The sequence below is a fragment of the Winogradskyella thalassocola genome, assembly GCF_900099995.1.
Taxonomy (GTDB): domain Bacteria; phylum Bacteroidota; class Bacteroidia; order Flavobacteriales; family Flavobacteriaceae; genus Winogradskyella; species Winogradskyella thalassocola.
This window is the reverse complement of record NZ_FNCZ01000001.1, coordinates 1-21,270: the sequence shown is the minus strand read 5'-3', so window position 1 is coordinate 21,270 and position 21,270 is coordinate 1. Positions and strand designations below refer to the sequence as shown.

General features: G+C 33.5%; 21 protein-coding genes. 18 read left to right on the top strand and 3 right to left on the bottom strand.

The window, feature by feature from the left end; translation table 11 throughout:
- Positions 1–73: 73 nt before the first annotated feature.
- The 17 genes from BLT80_RS00105 to tsaB all read left to right on the top strand — a co-directional run bounded on the left by BLT80_RS00105 (position 74) and on the right by tsaB (position 16,877).
- Entirely contained in the window at positions 74–871 is a 798-nt protein-coding gene (locus tag BLT80_RS00105) for an energy transducer TonB (RefSeq protein WP_092465565.1), read from the top strand.
- A 126-nt stretch (positions 872–997) separates the two neighbouring features.
- Positions 998–3,106, top strand: coding sequence for a gliding motility protein RemB (locus tag BLT80_RS00100; RefSeq protein WP_092465564.1), 2,109 nt, complete (start codon positions 998–1,000; stop codon positions 3,104–3,106).
- Positions 3,107–3,263: 157 nt separating this feature from the next.
- Complete coding sequence (gene cyoE / locus BLT80_RS00095; protein WP_175455514.1) at positions 3,264–4,157, top strand: heme o synthase; 894 nt, start codon at positions 3,264–3,266, stop codon at positions 4,155–4,157.
- Positions 4,158–4,757 (top strand): cytochrome c oxidase subunit 3, encoded by a 600-nt coding sequence (locus BLT80_RS00090; RefSeq protein WP_092465562.1) that lies wholly within the window; start codon positions 4,158–4,160, stop codon positions 4,755–4,757.
- A gap of 37 nt (positions 4,758–4,794) precedes the next feature.
- Positions 4,795–5,796: a cytochrome c oxidase subunit 3 gene (locus tag BLT80_RS00085; RefSeq protein WP_092465561.1), complete on the top strand. Its 1,002-nt coding sequence runs from the start codon at positions 4,795–4,797 to the stop codon at positions 5,794–5,796.
- A gap of 112 nt (positions 5,797–5,908) precedes the next feature.
- Positions 5,909–6,355: a cytochrome C oxidase subunit IV family protein gene (locus BLT80_RS00080; protein ID WP_092465560.1), complete on the top strand. Its 447-nt coding sequence runs from the start codon at positions 5,909–5,911 to the stop codon at positions 6,353–6,355.
- A 154-nt stretch (positions 6,356–6,509) separates the two neighbouring features.
- A complete protein-coding gene (locus BLT80_RS00075) occupies positions 6,510–7,229 on the top strand; it encodes a hypothetical protein (RefSeq protein ID WP_092465559.1) in 720 nt (239 codons plus the stop codon).
- On the top strand, positions 7,222–7,989 hold the full coding sequence (locus tag BLT80_RS00070) for an SCO family protein (protein WP_092465558.1): 768 nt from the start codon (positions 7,222–7,224) through the stop codon (positions 7,987–7,989). Before BLT80_RS00075 ends, BLT80_RS00070 begins: the two co-directional genes overlap by 8 nt.
- A 2-nt stretch (positions 7,990–7,991) precedes the next feature.
- On the top strand, positions 7,992–8,537 hold the full coding sequence (locus BLT80_RS00065) for a DUF420 domain-containing protein (protein WP_092465557.1): 546 nt from the start codon (positions 7,992–7,994) through the stop codon (positions 8,535–8,537).
- A 2-nt stretch (positions 8,538–8,539) separates the two neighbouring features.
- On the top strand, positions 8,540–8,782 hold the full coding sequence (locus BLT80_RS00060; protein WP_175455513.1) for a hypothetical protein: 243 nt from the start codon (positions 8,540–8,542) through the stop codon (positions 8,780–8,782).
- Positions 8,783–8,941: 159 nt separating this feature from the next.
- Positions 8,942–9,643: an ABC transporter ATP-binding protein gene (locus BLT80_RS00055; RefSeq protein WP_092466831.1), complete on the top strand. Its 702-nt coding sequence runs from the start codon at positions 8,942–8,944 to the stop codon at positions 9,641–9,643.
- Positions 9,636–10,880, top strand: a complete 1,245-nt coding sequence (locus BLT80_RS00050; RefSeq protein WP_092465556.1) for an ABC transporter permease — start codon at positions 9,636–9,638, stop codon at positions 10,878–10,880. The genes BLT80_RS00055 and BLT80_RS00050 overlap by 8 nt, the downstream gene beginning before the upstream one ends.
- 1 nt (position 10,881) lies before the next feature.
- Positions 10,882–12,141: an ABC transporter permease gene (locus BLT80_RS00045; protein ID WP_092465555.1), complete on the top strand. Its 1,260-nt coding sequence runs from the start codon at positions 10,882–10,884 to the stop codon at positions 12,139–12,141.
- A 110-nt stretch (positions 12,142–12,251) separates the two neighbouring features.
- Complete coding sequence (locus tag BLT80_RS00040; protein WP_092465554.1) at positions 12,252–13,409, top strand: efflux RND transporter periplasmic adaptor subunit; 1,158 nt, start codon at positions 12,252–12,254, stop codon at positions 13,407–13,409.
- A gap of 145 nt (positions 13,410–13,554) precedes the next feature.
- Positions 13,555–14,877, top strand: coding sequence for a TolC family protein (locus tag BLT80_RS00035; protein ID WP_092465553.1), 1,323 nt, complete (start codon positions 13,555–13,557; stop codon positions 14,875–14,877).
- A 2-nt stretch (positions 14,878–14,879) separates the two neighbouring features.
- The gene (locus BLT80_RS00030) at positions 14,880–16,190 is read left to right on the top strand and encodes an efflux RND transporter periplasmic adaptor subunit (protein WP_092465552.1); all 1,311 of its coding nucleotides are present in this window, start codon (positions 14,880–14,882) and stop codon (positions 16,188–16,190) included.
- Between the two features lie 15 nt (positions 16,191–16,205).
- The gene (tsaB, locus tag BLT80_RS00025) at positions 16,206–16,877 is read left to right on the top strand and encodes a tRNA (adenosine(37)-N6)-threonylcarbamoyltransferase complex dimerization subunit type 1 TsaB (protein ID WP_092465551.1); all 672 of its coding nucleotides are present in this window, start codon (positions 16,206–16,208) and stop codon (positions 16,875–16,877) included.
- Here the strand turns inward: tsaB and BLT80_RS00020 are convergent.
- The 3 genes from BLT80_RS00020 to BLT80_RS00010 all read right to left on the bottom strand — a co-directional run bounded on the left by BLT80_RS00020 (position 16,874) and on the right by BLT80_RS00010 (position 18,951).
- Positions 16,874–17,686: a mechanosensitive ion channel family protein gene (locus BLT80_RS00020; protein WP_092465550.1), complete on the bottom strand. Its 813-nt coding sequence runs from the start codon at positions 17,684–17,686 to the stop codon at positions 16,874–16,876. The genes tsaB and BLT80_RS00020 overlap by 4 nt on opposite strands.
- Before the next feature lie 86 nt (positions 17,687–17,772).
- Positions 17,773–17,973 (bottom strand): dodecin family protein, encoded by a 201-nt coding sequence (locus BLT80_RS00015; protein ID WP_020894643.1) that lies wholly within the window; start codon positions 17,971–17,973, stop codon positions 17,773–17,775.
- A 75-nt stretch (positions 17,974–18,048) separates the two neighbouring features.
- Positions 18,049–18,951, bottom strand: a complete 903-nt coding sequence (locus BLT80_RS00010; RefSeq protein ID WP_092465549.1) for a NifU family protein — start codon at positions 18,949–18,951, stop codon at positions 18,049–18,051.
- A gap of 184 nt (positions 18,952–19,135) precedes the next feature.
- Between BLT80_RS00010 and BLT80_RS00005 the strand changes: the two genes are divergently transcribed.
- Positions 19,136–21,270 (top strand): choice-of-anchor L domain-containing protein (locus BLT80_RS00005; RefSeq protein ID WP_245710051.1); only part of this gene is annotated, 2,135 nt, incomplete at its 3' end.

The window sequence follows — 21,270 nt, the reverse complement described above, 5'->3', positions numbered from 1 at the left end:
ATTGAGCGGGATTTTCGTTTTGGTATGCTTATTGTGACTTTGACATAATATTAACATTTAAATAATAGATATTATGAAAAATTCTAACAAAGACTTCGGTGTTGCTGGTCAGAGCACTACTGAAGCAAAGAAATCACAAAAGCATGATGCAAATTTACAAAAAAACTCAAGCCTATATTTCCAAATAGGACTGATTCTTTGTTTATTGGGTACGTATGCACTTTTTGAAATGAAGTTTCAACAGAAGGTCATTGTCATTGACTCCTACCCAGACAATGAATTAGCGGTTATTGATTATGTGGATAAGTTTAGAGTAGAGCCCGAGATCACTCCTGAAATTAAAAAGGAGCAGGTAAGAAGTGTCGTATTAACCACTAAGATTACCGAAGTGCCAGATGATATTGTGCTAAAAGACCCAGTAAACCTTATTTTTACAGATCCAACGCCTTTTGTTGATAAGCCTATTGATATTGATCATCTTATTGATGATAAAATAATAGATGAACCTGTATTTGTGCCATTCACATTAATTGAAAAAGTTCCTGTTTATCCTGGGTGTGAGAAATACACTACTAATGATGATCGTGGAAAATGTATGTCGGACCAAATCACGAAATTAATAGGAAATAAATTTAATGTAGACATTGGATCTAAATATGGTATTTCGGGAAGGCAAAAAATATCTACACAGTTTACCATAGATAAATTCGGTAATGTTACAGATATTAAAATTAGAGGGCCACATCCTGCTTTAGAAAAAGAAGCTAATCGTGTCATTAATAAAATTCCTAAAATGGAACCAGGCCTACAGCGTCAAGTTCCTGTTGGTGTCATTTATACCTTACCTATAGTTTTTGACGCAAGAAATTAGTGAGTCGAATTACTAGTTAAATAAACATAACCGTTATTCTCTGAGTAACGGTTTTTTTATACCTCATTTGATTTCTAGGTTACTAAAAAAATTAAGTATCTTTCACACATTAAAAATTAGTCCTTTATGAAGCGCATTGTGCTATTTGCTATTCTGTTAACGACCACCTTTGGTTATGCTCAAACCTTATTGTCTTACGAAAAATCTCCTGTCTTTCAGCAATGTGATTCCGTTGCTGTAGAACAATTGAAATCCTGTTTCAATTTTACGCTAAATACTTTTATTTACGAAAATTTTAAAATACCTCAAATAGTAGTTGATGAGTCCTACGTTGGTGACGTTAAAATATTATTTGAAGTCAATAAAGAAGGTGAATTTAAGGCTATCTATACAGATGCTATTTATGATGAATTAAAAGTTGAGAGCAAACGGGTTTTTGATTTGCTTCCAAAAATACAACCAGCAACCTACAACGGTAACCCAACATTTGTTCAATATAGTATTAGCATTGCCATACCTTTAATTCAACCAGTGGAAAATATTGTATTACCTACAGATGAGGTTAAACTTACGGGAAAAGATAGTTTAAATGCAACCTTGTCTAATGAATTTGATGACATCGCAAAGAATTTAAAAGTCTACGAAAAATCAGAATATGATAGTGAGTTAAATATACCGTTTACACATTCGTATTATGCACGTTTTGATGATGAAATGAATGCGATTGGTACTAACAGTCATACAGCGGCGAAACCTTTTGTGTATAGTGATGTTGCAAGATATTATGATATTAAATCCGAAAAAGAAAGCCTAGCAAGGGAAACTGATTCTTGGTTAGGAAGAAAAGTATATAATGAACATTTGGTAGAAATACAAACTAATGATTATTGGTTTACTGTAGATCCTATTTTAGATTTACAAGTCGGTAAAGACACCGAAGCTGATTTTGGTTCGACTTGGAATAACACACGAGGTGTTAATATTCAAGCCGGTTTAGGAAAACGTTTTAATTTAACGGCTTCGGTTTATGAGAGTCAAGGTCGTTTTGCAGATTATTTTAATCAATATGCAGAAAGCTTAAAAGCTTTTGGTCCAGATCCTGCTATTATTCCAGGTCGAGGAATTGGAAAACGTTTTAAAGAGGATGCGTATGATTATCCTGTCGCTGAAGCGTACATGTCGTATACTCCCGCAGATTTTTTAAACATTCAATTTGGTCATGGAAAAAACTTTATAGGAGACGGTTATCGTTCTTTATTACAGAGTGATGTTTCAAGTCCTTATCCATTTTTAAAGTTGAATGCGACCTTCTGGAAAATAAAATATACGAGTACTTGGATGTGGTTAAAAGATGTTAGGGATGAAGTTATAGAGGACAAAGCTTTTCTGACTAAATACATGGCAAATCATTACTTAAGCTGGAATGTTTCTAAGCGATTAAACATTGGGTTATTTGAATCCGTAGTTTGGTCAGATACTAATGGAAGAGGGTTTGATATTAATTACTTAAATCCTATTATATTTTTTAGAGCTATCGAATTTCAAACTGGTCAAGGAGCCGGAAATGCAATTCTTGGTCTTAGTTCTAAATACAAATGGAATAATAAAGTAAACCTTTACGGCCAGTTTATTTTGGATGAGTTTTCATTAAGTGAGGTTAAAGCAGGTGAAAAGAGTTGGAAAAATAAATTCGGATTTCAGTTAGGGGCGAAGTATTTTAATGCTTTTGATGTTGATAACTTATTGCTTCAAGCGGAATATAACAGAGTGAGACCTTATACCTATTCACATAATACACAAATTCTTAATTATGCGAATTTTAATCAACCAATGGCACACCTTTGGGGAGCTAATTTTAAAGAGTTAGTCTTAATTGGTCGTTATAATTATAAGCGTTGGTTTGGAGATGCCAAGTTTATAATTGGGCAACGTGGGTTTGATTTTAATACCGACGAAGACAATTTTTCTTATGGAGGTAATATTTATAGGGATTATAATGATCGAAATGCCGATACCGGTATAACCGTGGGTCAAGGAAATAAAACCAATAGCTTTATGACAGAAATACAAGCGGGTTATCTTTTAAATCCCGCAACGAACCTTAAAGTATTTACCAATATTGTTTATAGAGATTTTAATCCTGATGCTATAACGGCATCGACAATGGAATCTAATACGCTTTGGTTCAGTATTGGTGTGCGGACAGATTTATTTAACTGGTATAATGATTTCTAAAATCGTGAGAGCTTAGTTTCTTAGTTGTCAAAGCGCTTTTGATCAGGTAATTCAGATGCTAGATTCATAAATTAATAAAACTAAAGTTTAACGTTGGTAAGAATCAATTTTCAAACTATCTTTGCAATCGCTTTTAAAAGATCAAAAATCGTATAGTTTGAGTTATACAAAATCTTCGGTATCAACAGTTTCTGTGATAACAGATTTTAAGGAAATCACCAAAATGGGATTGTCCTTAAGTGTCGTGTTCTCTTCTATTGCGGGCTATTTTCTTGGTGCAGAAACGATAAGTTTTACAACGCTTGCACTATTAGCTTTTGGTGGTTACTTTATGGTTGGTGCATCTAATGCTTATAACCAAATCATTGAGCGTGACTTAGATGCGCTAATGGAAAGGACCAAAAACAGACCAATTCCTGCAGGGCGAATGTCTGTTAATACGGCATTTATAATAGCAACAACATTTACAATTTTAGGATTAGTAACGTTATATATTATTAATCCTAAAACGGCGATGTATGGGGCTATTTCCATTTTTTTATATACAAGTGTTTATACTCCTTTAAAAACGAAAACATCGTTATCTGTGTTTGTTGGTGCTTTACCAGGAGCCATACCTTTTATGTTAGGGTGGGTTGCGGCTCGTAATAGTTTTGGAATTGAGGCAGGAACATTATTCGCTATTCAATTTTTTTGGCAATTTCCGCATTTTTGGTCTATTGGGTGGTTTTTACACGAAGATTATAAAAAAGGTGGTTTCCACATGTTACCAACTGGAAAACCAGATAAGGGAACTGCTGTACAAATTATAATGTATAGTGTTTGGACGATTATTGTATCTATTATTCCAGTGTTCGGCTATACAGGTGATTTAAAACTATCAATTGTAGGGGCTATACTCGTTTTTATACTTGGCTTGGTAATGTTGGTTTATGCTGTTAGGCTATTTAAAGAACGTTCTATAAAAGCGGCTAAACAACTCATGCTATCTAGTGTGTTTTATATTACGTTATTGCAAATAATATATGTTGCAGATAAATTTTTAAGATAAATGGATTTAACACAAGGATCACCTCAAATTAAAAGAGCACGTTCTAGAAAGATGATGCTATGGTTTGCTATTGGTGCGTTAATTATGTCTTTTGCGGGCTTGGTTAGTGCTTTTATTGTTAGTAGTAAACAACGATTGAATGAAGATTGGTTGGTAGATTTTCAATTACCAGATGCTTTTTTTATAAGTTTAGTGCTTATTTTGTTAAGTAGTTTGACTTTTGTTTTAGGGAAACGCGCATTACAACAAAATAAAATGCAGATGGTAACCATTTGGTTATTAGCTACACTAGGTTTAGGTATTGGGTTCGTTTATAGCCAGTTTGTAGGTTTTGGCCAAATTATAGTAGACGGTTATAATTTTACGGGTCCAACAAGTAATATTACGATGTCTTACATTTATGTTATCGCAATATTGCACATAACGCACGTTATTGCTGGCTTAGTATGTTTGCTTGTCGTAATTTATAATCATTTTAAACAAAAGTATAACTCCAACAATATGTTGGGTTTTGAACTAGCAGCCAATTTTTGGCATTTCGTAGATATGCTTTGGCTTGTGCTCTTTTTGTTTTTATATTTTTTTAGATATATAATTTGATTATTTTTGTCCAATCTTAAAAATTTAAATAAATTCTATGGATTCTACAGTAGCTAGTACTGGTACAGAAGAAAAAACTTGGGGTGGAGGCAATAAGCCTCTTAGAGCAAGTTACGGAAAATTGATGATGTGGTTTTTCATTGTATCTGATGCATTAACATTTTCAGGTTTCTTGGCCGCTTATGGTTTTTCAAGGTTTAAGTTTATAAACGAATGGCCAATTGCGGATGAGGTGTTTACACACGTACCATTTTTGCATGGTCAAGAATTGCCAATGATTTATGTGGCATTTATGACGTTTGTACTTATTATGTCGTCAGTAACGATGGTGTTAGCAGTAGATGCTGGCCATCATATGAATAAAGCCAAAGTAACTATATATATGTTCTTAACCATTATTGGTGGAGCTGTATTCGTTGGTTCGCAAGCTTGGGAATGGGCAACCTTTATTCAAGGAGATTATGGTGCGGTTCAAACTAATGGTGGAAACATTTTACAGTTTGGCGAGTATGTTACGGTCGATGGTGTAGAGAAATTTAAACGCGTATCAATTGAAGATTTAGCTATAGCGCAAGAAAGTGATCGTGTCGATCATGAGCGTAAAAATGGACTTTGGTTTGTTGATGAAGGTACATTACCACTTTATACTGTTGATGAAATATATGCAGGTTTAGAGGCTAATGAGAATGTTTTGGTAAGAAATCAGTTTTTAGATGAAAATGGTCATAAAACGGTATTGTCTAGAGCAGAATCGCTTAAGCAAATTAAAGAGAATGGTAAATTGGTGGTAAAAGGTGCAAACCTTGAAGTTAATGAATACGGTACGACATTGTTTGCCGATTTCTTTTTCTTTATCACTGGTTTTCACGGATTCCACGTATTTTCTGGGGTTGTGATTAATATTATCATATTCTTCAATGTTATTCTTGGTACTTACGAGCGTCGAGGAAGTTATGAAATGGTAGAAAAAGTAGGGCTATATTGGCACTTTGTCGATTTAGTATGGGTATTTGTATTCACATTCTTCTATTTAGTATAAAAAGAAACGAGCATATAAAAAGTTTTATTGCTCAATAAAATAGTTAATAGCGAACAGCATGTGTCCTATATTAGGTTATTAATAGAAACACACATGATATTAAGATTAAGTTATGGCACACGAACATAAATTAGAAATATTTAGAGGACGTTGGAAATTTAAATCCAACACAGAAAAGATTTGGGGAGTTTTAGCTTTTCTAACGCTTATAACAATTGTAGAAGTTGTTTTAGGTATCTACAAGCCAGATGTATTTATGCATACTTGGATGGATCCATTAGAAGGAGGATTCTTTGCAACTTTAGGTAATATTATATTATCACCAATAGTGTACATGAAGCCTTTGAACCTTATTTTTATTGTATTAACAATTGTTAAGGCTTATTATATTACATGGGATTTTATGCACATGAGAGACGAAACAGGTAGTATGAGAAAAATGGTAGTGTGGACTGCGGTTTTTTTAATATGCTATTTAATGTTTATCTTACTACAAGAAGGTGGTTATGTATTCAATGTATACAACGGAGACGATGCTTTAATTAAGCATAATTTTTAAGAAAAATATATACTTTTACACTGTGTTTAGGCAAAGTGTTAAATACAATTAAAAGGTGGTTTTTATAAGCCACCTTTTCTATTTTTGCAATCTAATTGTTTAAGGCATTAAAAAGTATAAAATGCTACTACATAACAGTTTTTATTTCTAAAAGATGAAAGAAAATAAGACAAAACGTTATATCGTTCTCGGTATTTTATTCTTTTTACCAGTTGCCTTTTTATTAATGCTTTATCCTGCACAGCACAATTACGAGCCTTTAAATGTGGTGAATGAAAATGTATCTGATATAGAATATTTTATGTCAGATAATGCGGATTCCATTCGTTTAAAAGATCACATTACTATATTAGGATTTTTAGGAAAAACACCTTTAGCTAAAAATATTGAAGCTTCAAATCTCAAAGAATTGGTCTATGATAAATTTAAAGGATTTAAAAAATTTCAAATTGTAATTGTTGTTCCAGAAGGCACGGAAGAAGATATAAAGGTGCTTAAAACAGAAATTAACACTTACGAAGACTTAAAGTATTGGCACTACGTTTATGGTACAGAAGGCGAAATTAAAACACTCTTTAGTTCCTTAAAATATAAAGAACCTTTGTCTGAAGATCTATCAACAAATCACGTTTTCATTATAGATAATGAATTAAAGCAACGTGGTAGATTAGACGGAAGAGATGAAAAACAAGTAGAAGACAATAAGCCAGCCTTTAGTGTCTATTCTTATAATACCATAGAAGTCGCAGAAATTAAGAACATGATGAGTGATGATGTAAGGATTTTATTTACAGAATACCGTCAAAAGAGAGATGGAAAATTTGAGGATTCTGATACCAGAAGAAATAGAGAATTAAAACAAGATAATGAGTAAAAAAACAAATTATTCGTATGTTGGAATTACGTTTATAATTCTAGTATTTGGGATTATATTTATTCCTAAAATTATAGACCGTGTAAGTGAAGGAGATATTATAAGAGATGAAAGCCGAAGTAAGGACGTTTCAACTTCTAATTCTAAAGCAAAAAACGCGGAACAGAATAAAAGTGACTTGGTCTATTTAGAAATTAATGGGGAACCTAAAAAAGTACCAGCATTTAGTTTTACAAATCAAGATGGAGTTACAATTACCAATGAAGATTATATTGGTAAAGTTTACGTTGTAGAGTTTTTCTTTACGACATGTCCTACTATTTGTCCCATAATGAACAGGAATTTAGTAGAAGTGCAGAATCAATTTAATGGATTTGAGAATTTTGGAATCGCTTCATTTACCATTTCGCCAGAAATAGATACTCCAGAGGTCTTAAAAGCTTATGCGGAAAAATATAACGTAACAAATCCAAACTGGCATTTTTTAACAGGAAATGAAACGGATATTTATAAACTAGCTAATGAAGGCTTTAATTTATATACAGCCAAAGACGATAGCGTAGAAGGAGGTTTTGAACATTCAGGGAATTTTGCCTTAATAGATAAAGAAGGGTATATCAGATCTAGAACTGATGATTTTGGAAACCCTAAGATTTTCTATAATGGATTAATTTCAGAAGCAACTGGAGTAGATGAGGATGGGATTCCTCAAGAAATAACAATTCTAAAGGAAGATATAGCTAAATTATTAAAGGAATAGTTATGGAGACAGTCAATCATGTTAAAGCTAAGAAGTATAATAAATGGATTATTGTGTTATCAATAATAATTCCGATTGTAGTTGCCGTTTTATCTCGAGTTAAATTACAAGATTTAGGGTTTGATGTGCAGCCTTTAACTTTTTTACCTCCAATTTATGCCACGATAAATGGATTTACCGCTCTACTTTTGATATTTGCCTTTATTGCAATTAAGAAAAAAAACGTTGTACTTCATGAAAACTTAATGACGACATCCGTATGGACTTCTGTCATTTTTCTTGTGATGTATGTTGCTTATCATATGACCTCGGATTCCACACAATTTGGAGGAGAAGGTGCGATTAAATATATCTATTACTTTATTCTCATTACTCACATTGTATTATCTATTGTTATTATTCCGTTTGTATTAATTACTTACGTAAGAGGAATCACTAATGATATAGAACGTCATAGAAAAATAGCTAGAATTACTTTTCCAATGTGGTTATATGTTGCCGTAACTGGTGTTGTAGTTTACATCATGATTTCACCTTATTATATTTAATTATGGTACGTAAGATTGTTTTATCGATTATCGCTCTACTTTTTGTTCTAAAAACAAATGCGCAATGTGCTATGTGTAGGGCCGTTTTAGAGAGTGGTGAGGATCAAAATATGGCAGAAGGTATAAATGATGGTATCGTTTTCTTAATGGCTGTACCTTATATTTTGGTTGGTACTATTGGTTTCATTATTTATAGAAAATTTAGTAGACCAGATAAGTCTGAAAATACAGAGCAAAATCTGTAACATATATTTAGTTTCGGAGTCTTATAAATAGTTTATTTATTAAAAGAATCTACCCAACTAATAGTTAGTAGTAGTTATCTGTTTAGTAGGTATTAACAATTCGTTGGGATGAAAACCTTACGAATTTTATTAAAATTGCAAAAGCTAACTAACCACATTATGATTCAGATAAAGGATTTACACAAATCTTACCATATGGGAAACAATTCCCTACACGTTTTAAAAGGTATAAATTTTGATGTAAAAGAAGGTGAGTTAGTTTCAATTATGGGCTCTTCAGGTTCTGGAAAATCTACATTATTAAATATTTTAGGGATGTTAGATGAGGCTGATGAAGGTCAGTATATTCTTGATGGTGTTCCTATTAAAAATCTTAATGAAAAAATAGCGGCAAAATATAGAAATGAATTTCTTGGATTTATTTTTCAGTCGTTTAATTTAATCAATTACAAAAGCGCATTAGACAATGTGTCTATGCCTTTATACTACAAAGGAGTAAAGCGAAAAGAGCGTACTGAAAGAGCAATGCATTATCTCGAAAAAGTAGGTTTAGCACAATGGTCACATCATTTACCAAGCGAGCTTTCTGGTGGTCAAAAACAACGTGTGGCAATTGCAAGAGCATTAGCAAGTGATCCAAAAGTATTGTTAGCTGATGAGCCAACAGGTGCGTTAGATACTAAAACCTCGTATGAGGTTATGGAGCTTATTCAAGGTATTAACGATGAAGGTAAAACAATATTAATCGTTACTCACGAAGATGATATTGCGCACATGACTAAGCGTATCGTTAATCTTAAAGACGGTTTAATTATTGACGATAGTCCGGTAAAACAAATTAGAGCATCAGCACATGTTTGATTTAGAACGTTGGCAAGAAATATTTGAAACGTTGAGCAAAAATAAATTGCGAACGTTTTTAACAGGACTATCCGTAGCATCAGGTATCTTTATTTTGGTTATACTTCTTGGTTTTAGTGAAGGTATTGCTAATGGCGTAAAATCGCAATTTGAACAAGATGCAACAAACAAAATTTCTGTATGGACAGGTGTCACTACAAAAGGTTATAAAGGTTTAAATCCAGGACGTTATATTCAACTTAAAAATTCTAGTTTCGACGCTGTTGAAAACGAGTATGATGATTATTTCGAATATCGCACTAAAGATTATATGATTTGGGGTGGAACCGTTACTTATAACAATGAAACCGGAAATTACCGTGTTCGAGGAACCATGCCAGATAATCAGTTTATTGAGAATGCAGATATGGGTTCAGGTCGATTTATTAGTCAATCTGATATTGATGAAAGTAAAAAAGTGGCCGTTATTGGGAATAAAATAAAAACCGACCTTTTTAAAGGGGAAGATCCAATAAATCAAAACATTCAAGTCTTCGGAATGAATTTTAAGGTGGTCGGAGTTTTTTATGATCCAGGTGGAGATCGTGAAGAAGGTCAGGTATATATTCCTTTGACTACAGCTCAAAAAGTGTTTAATGCTGGAGAGAATATTCGAAACATGGCATTTACGGTGAAAATGGCAGATAATTTTGATGACGCCGTAGCCACATCTAATGCCATTGCTTTAGGAGTAGAACAAAAAATCAAAGAGATTCATACGGTTGCACCAGACGATGTAAGTGCTGTAAGAGTAAATAACACCCTAGAAGAAGCTCAGAAAATCTATTCATTAATAGCGACCATAAGAGCTGTATTTTGGTTTGTAGGTATTGGAACTATCATTGCAGGTATTGTTGGTGTAGGTAATATTATGCTTATAATCGTAAAAGAGCGTACTAAAGAAATCGGAATCCGAAAAGCCTTAGGAGCAATGCCAATGTCTATTGTTGGTATGATTTTACAAGAAGCTGTTTTTGTAACGATGTTCTCTGGTTTATTTGGGCTAATTTTTGGACTGGGGTTATTAGAACTTGTAGGGCCATTAATTGAAAGTGACTTTATTAAACACCCTCAAGTAGATTTTAATATTGCCCTAACCACAGTGTTTTTGTTAGTTTTTGCAGGTGCTTTGGCAGGTTTTATTCCTGCATATAGAGCCGCAATGATTAAACCAATTGACGCATTAAGAGACGAATAATATGTTTAGTAGAGACCGTTGGGATGAAATACTAGAAGCGCTAAGTGCTAATAAATTTAGAACGTTTTTAACGGCGTTTGGTGTATTTTGGGGCATCACCATCTTAGTATTGTTGCTAGCCTTAACTAATGGACTTAAAAATGGAGTTACAGCAGATTTTGGGGATTTTGCTACCAATTCTATGTTTATGTGGACGCAAGGTACCTCAAAGCCTTACAAAGGTTTGCCAAAAGGACGGTCTTTTAATTATAAAATAGATGACATTGCCGCAATTAAAACAGAGATTCCTAATTTAAAATACGTGTCACCTAGAAACCAATTAGGTGGTTTTAATGGAGCAAATAATGTTACTAGAGGTACAAAAACAGGTGCATTTGAGATCTATGGAGATTACCCTGAGTATATAAAACAACAGCCCATGGATATTCTTGAAGGTCGTTTTATTAGTTATTCAGATATTGATGCTAAACGAAAAATATGTGTCATTGGTACAGGTGTTCAAAAAGGGCTTTATGATAAAGATGAAGAGGTCTTGGGAACCTACGTTAAAATTAATGGTGTGAATTTCTTGGTCGTTGGTACCTTTAAAATGAGCAATAGTCAAGGGGATGGTGAGCAAGATGCAAGTACCATTTATATCCCGTTTACAACGTTTGGTCAGGCCTTTAATAGGGGAGAAAATGTTGGTTGGATGGCTATAACCGCAGTTGATGATGTAAGCATCACAACGCTAAAACAGCAAGTTTTCGATTTAATGAAATTTAGACATAAAGTGGATCCAACAGACGATCGTGCTATTGGTCATTTTGATTTGTCAGAACAATTTGGTCGCGTCAATGGCTTGTTTTCTATATTATCTTTAGTTGGGTATTTTGTAGGAGCTCTAGTGTTAATGTCTGGAATTATTGGTATCAGTAATATTATGCTAATCGTCGTTAAAGAACGTACCAAAGAAATTGGAGTAAGACGTGCCTTAGGAGCAAGTCCTTGGAGTATAAAATCACAAATTTTACAAGAAAGTTTAATACTAACGATACTGTCTGGTATGGTGGGTATTTCATTTGCTGCATTGGTAATTTGGGTGATGAATACCATTTTAGATAATGCCGGACCAGTAGATAATTTTGCAAATCCAAGCGTAAGTATGCAAGTTGTATTTACAGCTTTAATTATATTAATAGTTTCAGGTGTTTTAGCTGGATTAATTCCTGCAAATAGTGCCACAAAGATGAAACCAGTAGATGCCTTAAGAATAGAATAAACATATATTAATCACAATCATGAAACGAGCATGTTCAAAATTTAATCACTTAAAGGAAGTGATAAATGGCGAACAGCATGTGACCATTTAAAAACAATAAATCTAAACACATGAAAAGAACTAAAACCATAATTATATTAATAGCTATAGTGGCTGTATTTGGAATATCACTATATTATTTATGGCAAAAGAATCAAGAAGATCCAATTACATACACTTCTGAATCACCTACTGAAGAAACCATAATAGTTAAAACTGTAGCCACAGGAAGTATTGTTCCAAAAGAAGAAATATTAATTAAACCGAATATTTCTGGTGTTATCGAACAGGTTTTTATTGAAGCTGGCGAATATGTTGAACAAGGAGATCTTATCGCACAAATTAAGGTGATACCTAATGCATCGTCTCTAACAAGTGCAAAAAATAGTATTGCAACAAACCAAACAGCGCTTCGAACGGCACAAATAAATTTACAAACACAACAGTCTAATTACGATAGACAAAAGGCGTTGTTTGAAAAAGGTGTGATCTCTGCTAATGATTTTGAAGGTGTAAATAATTCGTATTTACAAACCAAGCAAAGTGTAGAGCAAGCTAAGATTAATGTAAATTCTGCGAATCAGAATTATGATATTATTAAAACAGGAACCACATCTGGTTTAGGAAATATAGCACAGACACAAGTAAGAGCAACTGTTTCGGGTATGGTTTTAGATGTACCTGTAAAAGCAGGAAACCAAGTTATTGAAGCAAACAACTTTAACGAAGGAACTTCAATTGCGTCTTTAGCAGATGTAAAACAAATGATTTTTGAGGGTAAAGTAGATGAGAGTGAAGTTGGTAAAATTAAAGAGGGCTTACCATTAGAGATTACTGTTGGTGCTATTGAAGATAAAACATTTGATGCGGTTTTAGATTACATTGCTCCAAAAGGTGTGGCAGAAAACGGTGCTATTCAATTTGAAATAAAGGGGTCTCTTAAAAAAATGGATTCAACATTTATTAGAGCGGGTCTAAGCGCTAACGCCTCTATTATTTTGGAAAAAGCAGAAAATGTTTTAGCAATAAAAGAAGCTTTAGTACAATATGATAAGGATACAAAAAAGCCTTACGTAGAGATTGTCGTTGGAGATCAAAAGTTTGAAAGAAAAGATGTGGAATTAGGTATTAGTGATGGTATTTTTGTAGAAGTGAAAAGTGGTATATCAAAAACTGATAAAATAAAAGTTTGGAATCAAATACAAGGCGTGCCTAAATACGCTCAGTAATAATTTTTTGAAATTTAGTGTAACACTTTAAGTTTTATATAGACAAACAAGTATCATGAAACGAGCATGTTCAAAATTTAATCAGTTTATAGAAATGATTAATAGCGAACAGTATGTGACAATAGTGAAAAATAGATTTTAACACATGAAAAAAACAATCATAGTAGCATTACTTCTTTTTGGAGTTTTAGTACAAGGTCAAAATAAAAAATGGACACTTAAAGAGTGTGTAGAATATGCTTTAGAAAATAATATTTCTGTTAAGCAAAGTGAGTTAGACCTAAAAGTTACTGATATAGAGAAATTAACAGCGATAGGTCGGTTTTTACCAACGGTTAATATTGGGGCTAGCGTTTCAAATAACACTGGTTTGAGTTTTGATCCTACAACCGGAAACTCTTCAACTACGACATTTCTTTCTGCATCTGGTAATATAAATCTTGGTTATAATCTATTTGATGGATTACAGAATATTAGACAAGTTCAGCGTGCCGAAATTTCAAAATTAGCAGCAGACTATAGACTGTCTAAAATGAAAGATGATATTTCACTTTTTGTCGCAAACGGATACATTAACGTCATCTTAAATAAAGCCAATCTAGAAGTTTTAAAATCTCAGAATGCCGTAACTCAAGAACAAATTGAACGTACCAATCAATTGGTTGAAGCTGGTTCTCTTCCTAGAGGTGATTTATTAGAAATTCAGGCATCAGATGCAAGTGAGAAGCAGAATATCGTAAATGCAGAAAATTTAATTCAAATTTCATTAATAAATTTAGCGCAGTTACTACTAATTAAAGATTACGAAAACTTTGATATTGAAGATGAGGGTTACGATGTTGTAGATGAGGGAGTCGCAAGTAAATCAGTATCGGAAATTATTGAAAATGCAAAAGCGAATAGGTCTGAAATAAAAATAGCAGAACAGAATGTAGCTTTAGCAGAAAAAGATATTCAAATTGCAAAAGGGTCATATTGGCCAAGTTTAAGAGCGTTCCTTGGCTATGATACACGTTACACCGATGCGAATGCTACTCCTTTTAATGAGCAAATTTACATTAATGATGGTATTGGTTATGGCTTAAGTCTTAGCGTTCCTATTTTTAATGGGTTTTCAGTTAAAGGTAATGTACAAAGAACTCAGATTAATTTAGAGCGTACGAGATACCAATTAGAGCAAGAAGAATTAAATTTAGAATCTACAGTATATCAGGCTTATGTAGATGCAAAAGGGGCTTTAAAATCTTTTGAAGCTGCAAATAAAGCATTAGAATCACAACAATTAGCATACGATTATGCTAAAGAACGTTATGATGTTGGTTTAACCAATGCTTTCGATTTTAGTCAATCTAAACTAAGATTCGACAATGCTAACATCGAATTAAATCGTGCTAAATACGATTATATTTTTAAGTTGAAGGTTCTCGAATTATATTTCGGAATTCCAGCAACTGAATTAAAGTTTTAATTATGAGCAAAACAGTAAAAATTATTATCGGACTTTTCATTGTGGGACTATTGATTGTAGTTGCAGGATCTAAAATGGGGTGGTTTGGTGAAAAAGGTGATTTTAAAGAAGTTACTATAAAAGAAGTGACTTTAAAAGATATTGTTGAAACCGTATCTGCCACAGGAAAAATTCAGCCAGAAGTTGAAGTAAAAATATCTTCAGAAGTGTCTGGTGAGATTTTAGAGTTGCCATTTAAAGAAGGTGAAGAAGTTAAGAAAGGTGATTTGTTGGTTCGGGTAAACCCAGATTTAATTCAGTCTGCGGTTAGTAGAACTCAAGCGTCTTATCAAAATGTAAGAGCAGGTTTAGAACAAGCTGAAGCCAATTTAAAACAGGCCAAAGCCGATTACGAGAGAAACAAAACTCTTTTTAATAAAGGCGTCATTTCTAAAGCAGATTGGGATCGCTCTATTGCTACTTACGAAACTGCAGTTGCAGGTAAAAGTTCTGCGTATTACAGTGTGCAAAGTGCTGCAGCAACGGTGAATGAAGCTAAAGACAATTTAAATAGAACAACAATCTATGCACCAATGACAGGGACAATTTCACTTTTAAGTGTAGAGCTAGGTGAACGTGTAGTTGGGACACAACAAATGGCAGGTACAGAAATTTTAAGAGTCGCCAATTTAAAAAACATGGAAGTTGAAGTTGATGTCAATGAAAATGACATTGTAAAAGTGAGCATTGGAGATTCTACAATTGTTGAAGTTGATGCTTACTTAAAGAAAAAATTTAAAGGAGTCGTTACAGCTATTGCTAATTCTGCTGCTGGTACTTTGGCTGCAGATCAGGTGACTAATTTTAAAGTTAAAGTTAGAATAATAGAAGAGTCTTATAAAGATCTAACAGAAGGAAAACCTGAAACGTATTCCCCTTTTAGACCCGGAATGACTGCAACTGTAGATATCATTACAAAAACTAGAAAAGATGCCATTTCGGTACCTATTAGTGCTATTGTGATTAAAACAGATACAAGCTCAACCAAAAAAACATACCAAAAAACACCAACCACAGACTCAGGAGATTATGATGGGGAAGAGCAAAAATTTGAATGTGTGTTTGTAAATGAGAATGGAAAAGCTAAATTAAGAGTTGTTAAGACAGGTATTCAAGATGATACTAATATTGAAATCATTTCAGGATTAACTAAAGATGATGAAATCATTACAGGACCATATATCATGGTTTCTAAAGACCTTAATCCAGGAGATTTAATTCAGGTAAAAAATAAAAGTTCCTTAGACGCTTCTAACACTAAAAGCGAGGAATAAAAAATACATTAGCTAATGGCATTAGTGCTAAATATAGAAACAGCAACTACAAATTGTTCAGTCTCTCTGTCTAAGGATGGAGAGACTTTAGTTTTAAAAGAAGATAATAGTTTAGGATTTTCCCATGCCGAAACATTACATCTTTTTATAGATGAAGTTTTTAAGATTTCAAAAATAAAACCTTCAGAGATTGATGCAGTAGCCGTTAGTAAAGGTCCTGGTTCTTATACAGGCTTACGCATAGGTGTGTCTTCTGCAAAAGGTTTGTGTTTCGCATTAAATAAACCATTAATTGCTATTTCAACTTTAGAAAGTTTAGCACATCAAGTTAAATTTAGAGATGGTTTTATAATTCCTATGTTAGATGCGAGACGTATGGAAGTGTATTCGGCAATCTATAATTCGAACCTAGAATTACATAGAGAAATACAGGCCGAAATCCTCACAGAAGAGAGTTTTAACACGCTTCTTAAAGATCATAAAGTTTATTTTGTAGGAAGTGGTGTAGAAAAGACTAAAAGCCTAATTCAGCATCCTAATGCAGTATTTATAGATGGAAAATTGCCTTCTGCAAATGAAATGGCTTTGTTAGCAGAAAATAAGCATAAAAAAAGCGACACCGTAGATGTCGCTTATTTTGAACCTTATTATTTAAAGGATTTTGTAGCTTTAAAAAAGAAAGCTTAACCTTCTTTGTGTATTTCTACTTGATGTGGATAAGGTATTTCGATACCAGCCGCATCTAATGCTTCTTTTACATTTTCGGTAATCTCAAAGTAAACAGTCCAGTAATCTTCAGTTTTACACCAAGGTCTTACCACAAAGTTAATTGAGCTATCTGCTAATTCAGATAAAGCAATTGTTGGTGCAGGATCTTTTAATATTAAAGGATGTGCCGCTAACACTTTGCTGAATACATCTTTTGTTTGTTTGATATCTGCATCATAACTGACTCCAAATACTAAATCGACTCTTCGTGTACCTTGTGTTGTGTAATTCACAATGTTTCCGTTAGAAAGCGATCCATTAGGGATGATGATTTCTTTATTAGAAAGACCAATCAATTTGGTCGTAAAGATTTCAATTTCTTTAACCACTCCGATTTCTCCTTGAGCTTCTATTAAATCACCAATTTTAATAGGCTTAAAAATCATAATTAAAACTCCACCAGCAAAGTTCCCTAAAGAACCTTGTAACGCTAAACCGATGGCTAAACCAGCAGCAGCAATAATAGCAGCAAACGACGTTGTTTCAACACCCATTGTGCCTAAGACAACAATAATGAGAAGAATTTTTAAAATCCAATTAATAAGATTTAATAAGAATTTTTTTAAGCTTTCGTCATAATCGCCTTTATTCATTGCTTTAGAAGCGCCTTTTACGATCATTTTAATCACCCAGCTACCAATAATCCATATAAGTATAGCTCCGATAACTTTAGGGCCAAACTCAATAATAAAATTGTAACCTGAGTCAATCCATTTTTGTGTTTCCATGTTGATTTTTAAAATTTAAATTTTCAATAAAAAAACTCGACTAATTTTTAGACCGAGTTAGATGTTAATACTAGCGATAATAGAATTTATTTAACTTCAAAAGTCAATTTTAAATTCACTCTAAATTCTGTAACGTCGTCACCATTAACGATAGCACTCTGCTCATTTACATAAACAGATTTTATGTTTTTCACAGTTTTAGAAGCTTCTTTTACTGCTTTCTTTGTTGCATCTTCCCAACTTTTATCTGAGTTAGATAAGACTTCAATTACTTTTAATACTGCCATAATGGTATATGTTTTAAGGGTTATATTAATTGAGACACTAAAAACTCAATAAGGTCACTCTTAAGGTACAAAATTTTAACCATTTATAGCATTTACAGTGATAGCGGTATCCTTCAACATGTCTTTTAGCATAGTCTCAATACCATTTTTAAGGGTAAAGGTTGATGATGGACAACCACTACAAGCTCCTTGTAATAAGACTTCAACTTTTTTGGTTGCGTCATCGTAAGAAATAAATTCAATATTCCCTCCATCACTTTCTACAGCCGGTTTTATATATTCTTCAAGAATATTTATAATGTTTTTTGAAATATCATCTAAAGCTTCAAATTTTTGTTCAATAGCTTCTTCCGTTTTTTTCAATTGCTTTGGCGCATCATCGTTTAGGATGGTTTTTCCGTCTTCAACATAAGATTTTAAAAACTCTCGCAATTGAAGCGTGATGTCTTCCCACTCTATAATATCAAACTTAGTAATAGAAATAAAATTCTTTTCCATGTAAATATTCTTCACAAATGGAAATTGGAATAATGCCGTCGCTAAAGGTGATGGTTTAGCGTCTTCAATAGAGGTGAACTCATATAAATTTGGAACTAAAACTTTATTACATACAAATTTTAATACACCAGGATTAGGAGTGCTTTCTGCATATACAGTTACAGCCGCTTTAGGTTTAATAGCATCTTCACTAACTACCACACCATCTCTAGATAAATAATCTTCAATTTGTTGTGCAACTTCATTTTCTACATCTTTCCATTCTACTATATTATAACGTTCTATCGCCACAAAATTAGATGCGATATATACTTTTTTTACAAAAGGAAGATAGAATAATTGTTGCGCCAAAGGAGAGTGTTTAGCGTCATCTATGTTGTTAAATTCGAAACTGTTATGATTAGTTAAAAATCGATCTGCTTCAAACTTCTTTATACTGTCGTTAGAAGTATTGACTATGGAAATTTTGGTCTGTGCCATCTTTTTTATTTGCAAAAGTATGAAATATCAACATGATTCGTTCATCCATTGGATGATGTTTTATAACTATAATCTTAAGTCAATTAATATTTATTCATTAAATTTCGTGCTCAAGAAAACTCAAGCGTTTATTTGTTACATTGAACTTAAGAATTTATGCGCTGATAAATTGAAGCTTTAACTTATGAAAAAGACCCTATATCTTATTATTTTCCTCATTTCAACAATAGGTTTTGCTCAAGACATATTGATGCAAAATGGGACTTTTACGCGTTGTGCTCCAGATAAATTTTATGATTCTGGTGGTGAGTTTGCAAATTATGGTGATGATGAGAATTTGGTCACTACAATTTGTCCACAAAATGCAAATGAGTTTATTATTCTCGATTTTACACTATTTACCACACAACTAGGTGCGCAACCAGACGTAATGTATATTTATGATGGTGATGATGTCACAGCTCCATTATTAGGGACTTTTCAAGGCACAGCTGGTCCTGGAAATATTTCTGCAACAGAAGATAATGCTTCTGGGTGTCTTACCATAGAATTTGTGTCTAATGGGAGTGGTAATATTAATGGTTGGGAAGCGGATATCTTATGTGCAACTCCATGTCAAGATATTATGGCATCTATAGATAATACCATACCTGCACTCAATGCCGCTGGTGTTGTTGGGATATTACCTTTTCAATCTGTTGATTTTTCTGCTAGTGCACTGTTCTCAGTAGATGGGACAGATGCAACTTATAATTGGGATTTTGGAGACACTAATACAGCGACAGGTGCCAATGTTACTAATATATTTGGTGCAGCAGGAACTTATACAGTGACATTAACGGTTACAGATACGAATCCGCAAGGATGTTCAGGGACAGCAACAGTTACTGTTTTTGTTTTGGGGCAAAATGTTGTAATAGACCAAGAGACATTTACCCCCGAGCAATTAATTGAAGATGTTTTAATAGATAGTCCATGTGCTTCTGTATCTAATATTGTTGCCGTAACAGGTATTAACTACAGTGTTGATGAGCCCAATGGTATCGGATATTTTGTGAGTAATGGAATTGATTTTCCTTTTGAAGATGGGTTGTTACTTACAAGTGGAGATGCTAGTGAGGCTAGAGGACCTAATAATAATGGAACTTTAAGTGATGGATCTGGTGTTTGGCCAGGCGATCCTGATTTAAATTCTGAGTTAGGTGTTGATTCTCATAATGCAACATATATTCAGTTTGATTTTACACCTTTGGCGGATAGTATAAGTTTTGAATTTTTAATGGCTTCTGAAGAATACGATATGGGTGGTTTTGAATGTACCTATTCGGATGCTTTTGCTTTTTTACTAACTGATGCCGCTGGTAATGTTTCTAATTTAGCAGTATTACCTGGTTCAACGACACCTATTTTGGTGACTAATATTCATCCCGATAATGGTGCCACCTGTGGTGGGATTAATGAACGCTATTTTGGAGCTTATACTCCTAATAATGGATCACCAATAGCATTTGATGGGAGAACAAGTGTTTTTACAGCACAATCTGCAGTTGTCCCTGGTGAAAATTATACTATTAAATTGGTTATTGGAGATGATAGAGATAATGCTTTTGATTCTGGCGTTTTTATTAAAGCAGGAAGTTTTAACTTAGGTGGTAGTTTAGGTGATGATATTACTATTGAGGCAGGTACGGCAGCATGTGATGGATCAGGTGTTGTTTTAGATACTAGACTTGAGCTAGCAACCCATGTTTGGTATAAAGATGATGTGATTATACCAGGTGAAGTGTCCTCAACAATTACAGTTACGGAGCCAGGGGTTTATTACGCGGATTTCGAATTAGAAAGTGTTTGTACAGGTTCTGCGGAACCTATTCTTGTTGAATTCAGAACTGGCGCAACTGCTAATCCGGCTCCTAATCTAGTTGTTTGTAGTTCTACTGGGATTGAAGAATTTGATTTATCAGTAAACGATGATGATATATTGGGAGACCAAGATCCAACTGTTTTTTCGATAAGTTATCACCTTACAGAACAAGATGCTTTAGATAATGTTAACGCACTGCCTAGTCTTTATACCAATGTAACGAGTCCTCAAACAATTTGGGCGCGATTAGCGGATGTTTCACAGATTTGTGTTGATATAACCTCATTCTCATTATCTTCAGCTCTTCAACCCACTATCAACCCAGTTTCAGATTTAGAGTTATGTGATGATGAGAGCAACGATGGTTTTGCGACTTTCGATTTAAGCTCACAAACCTTAGCGATTTTAGGAACACAATCGGCCACAGATTTCACGGTCACTTACCATTTAAGTTT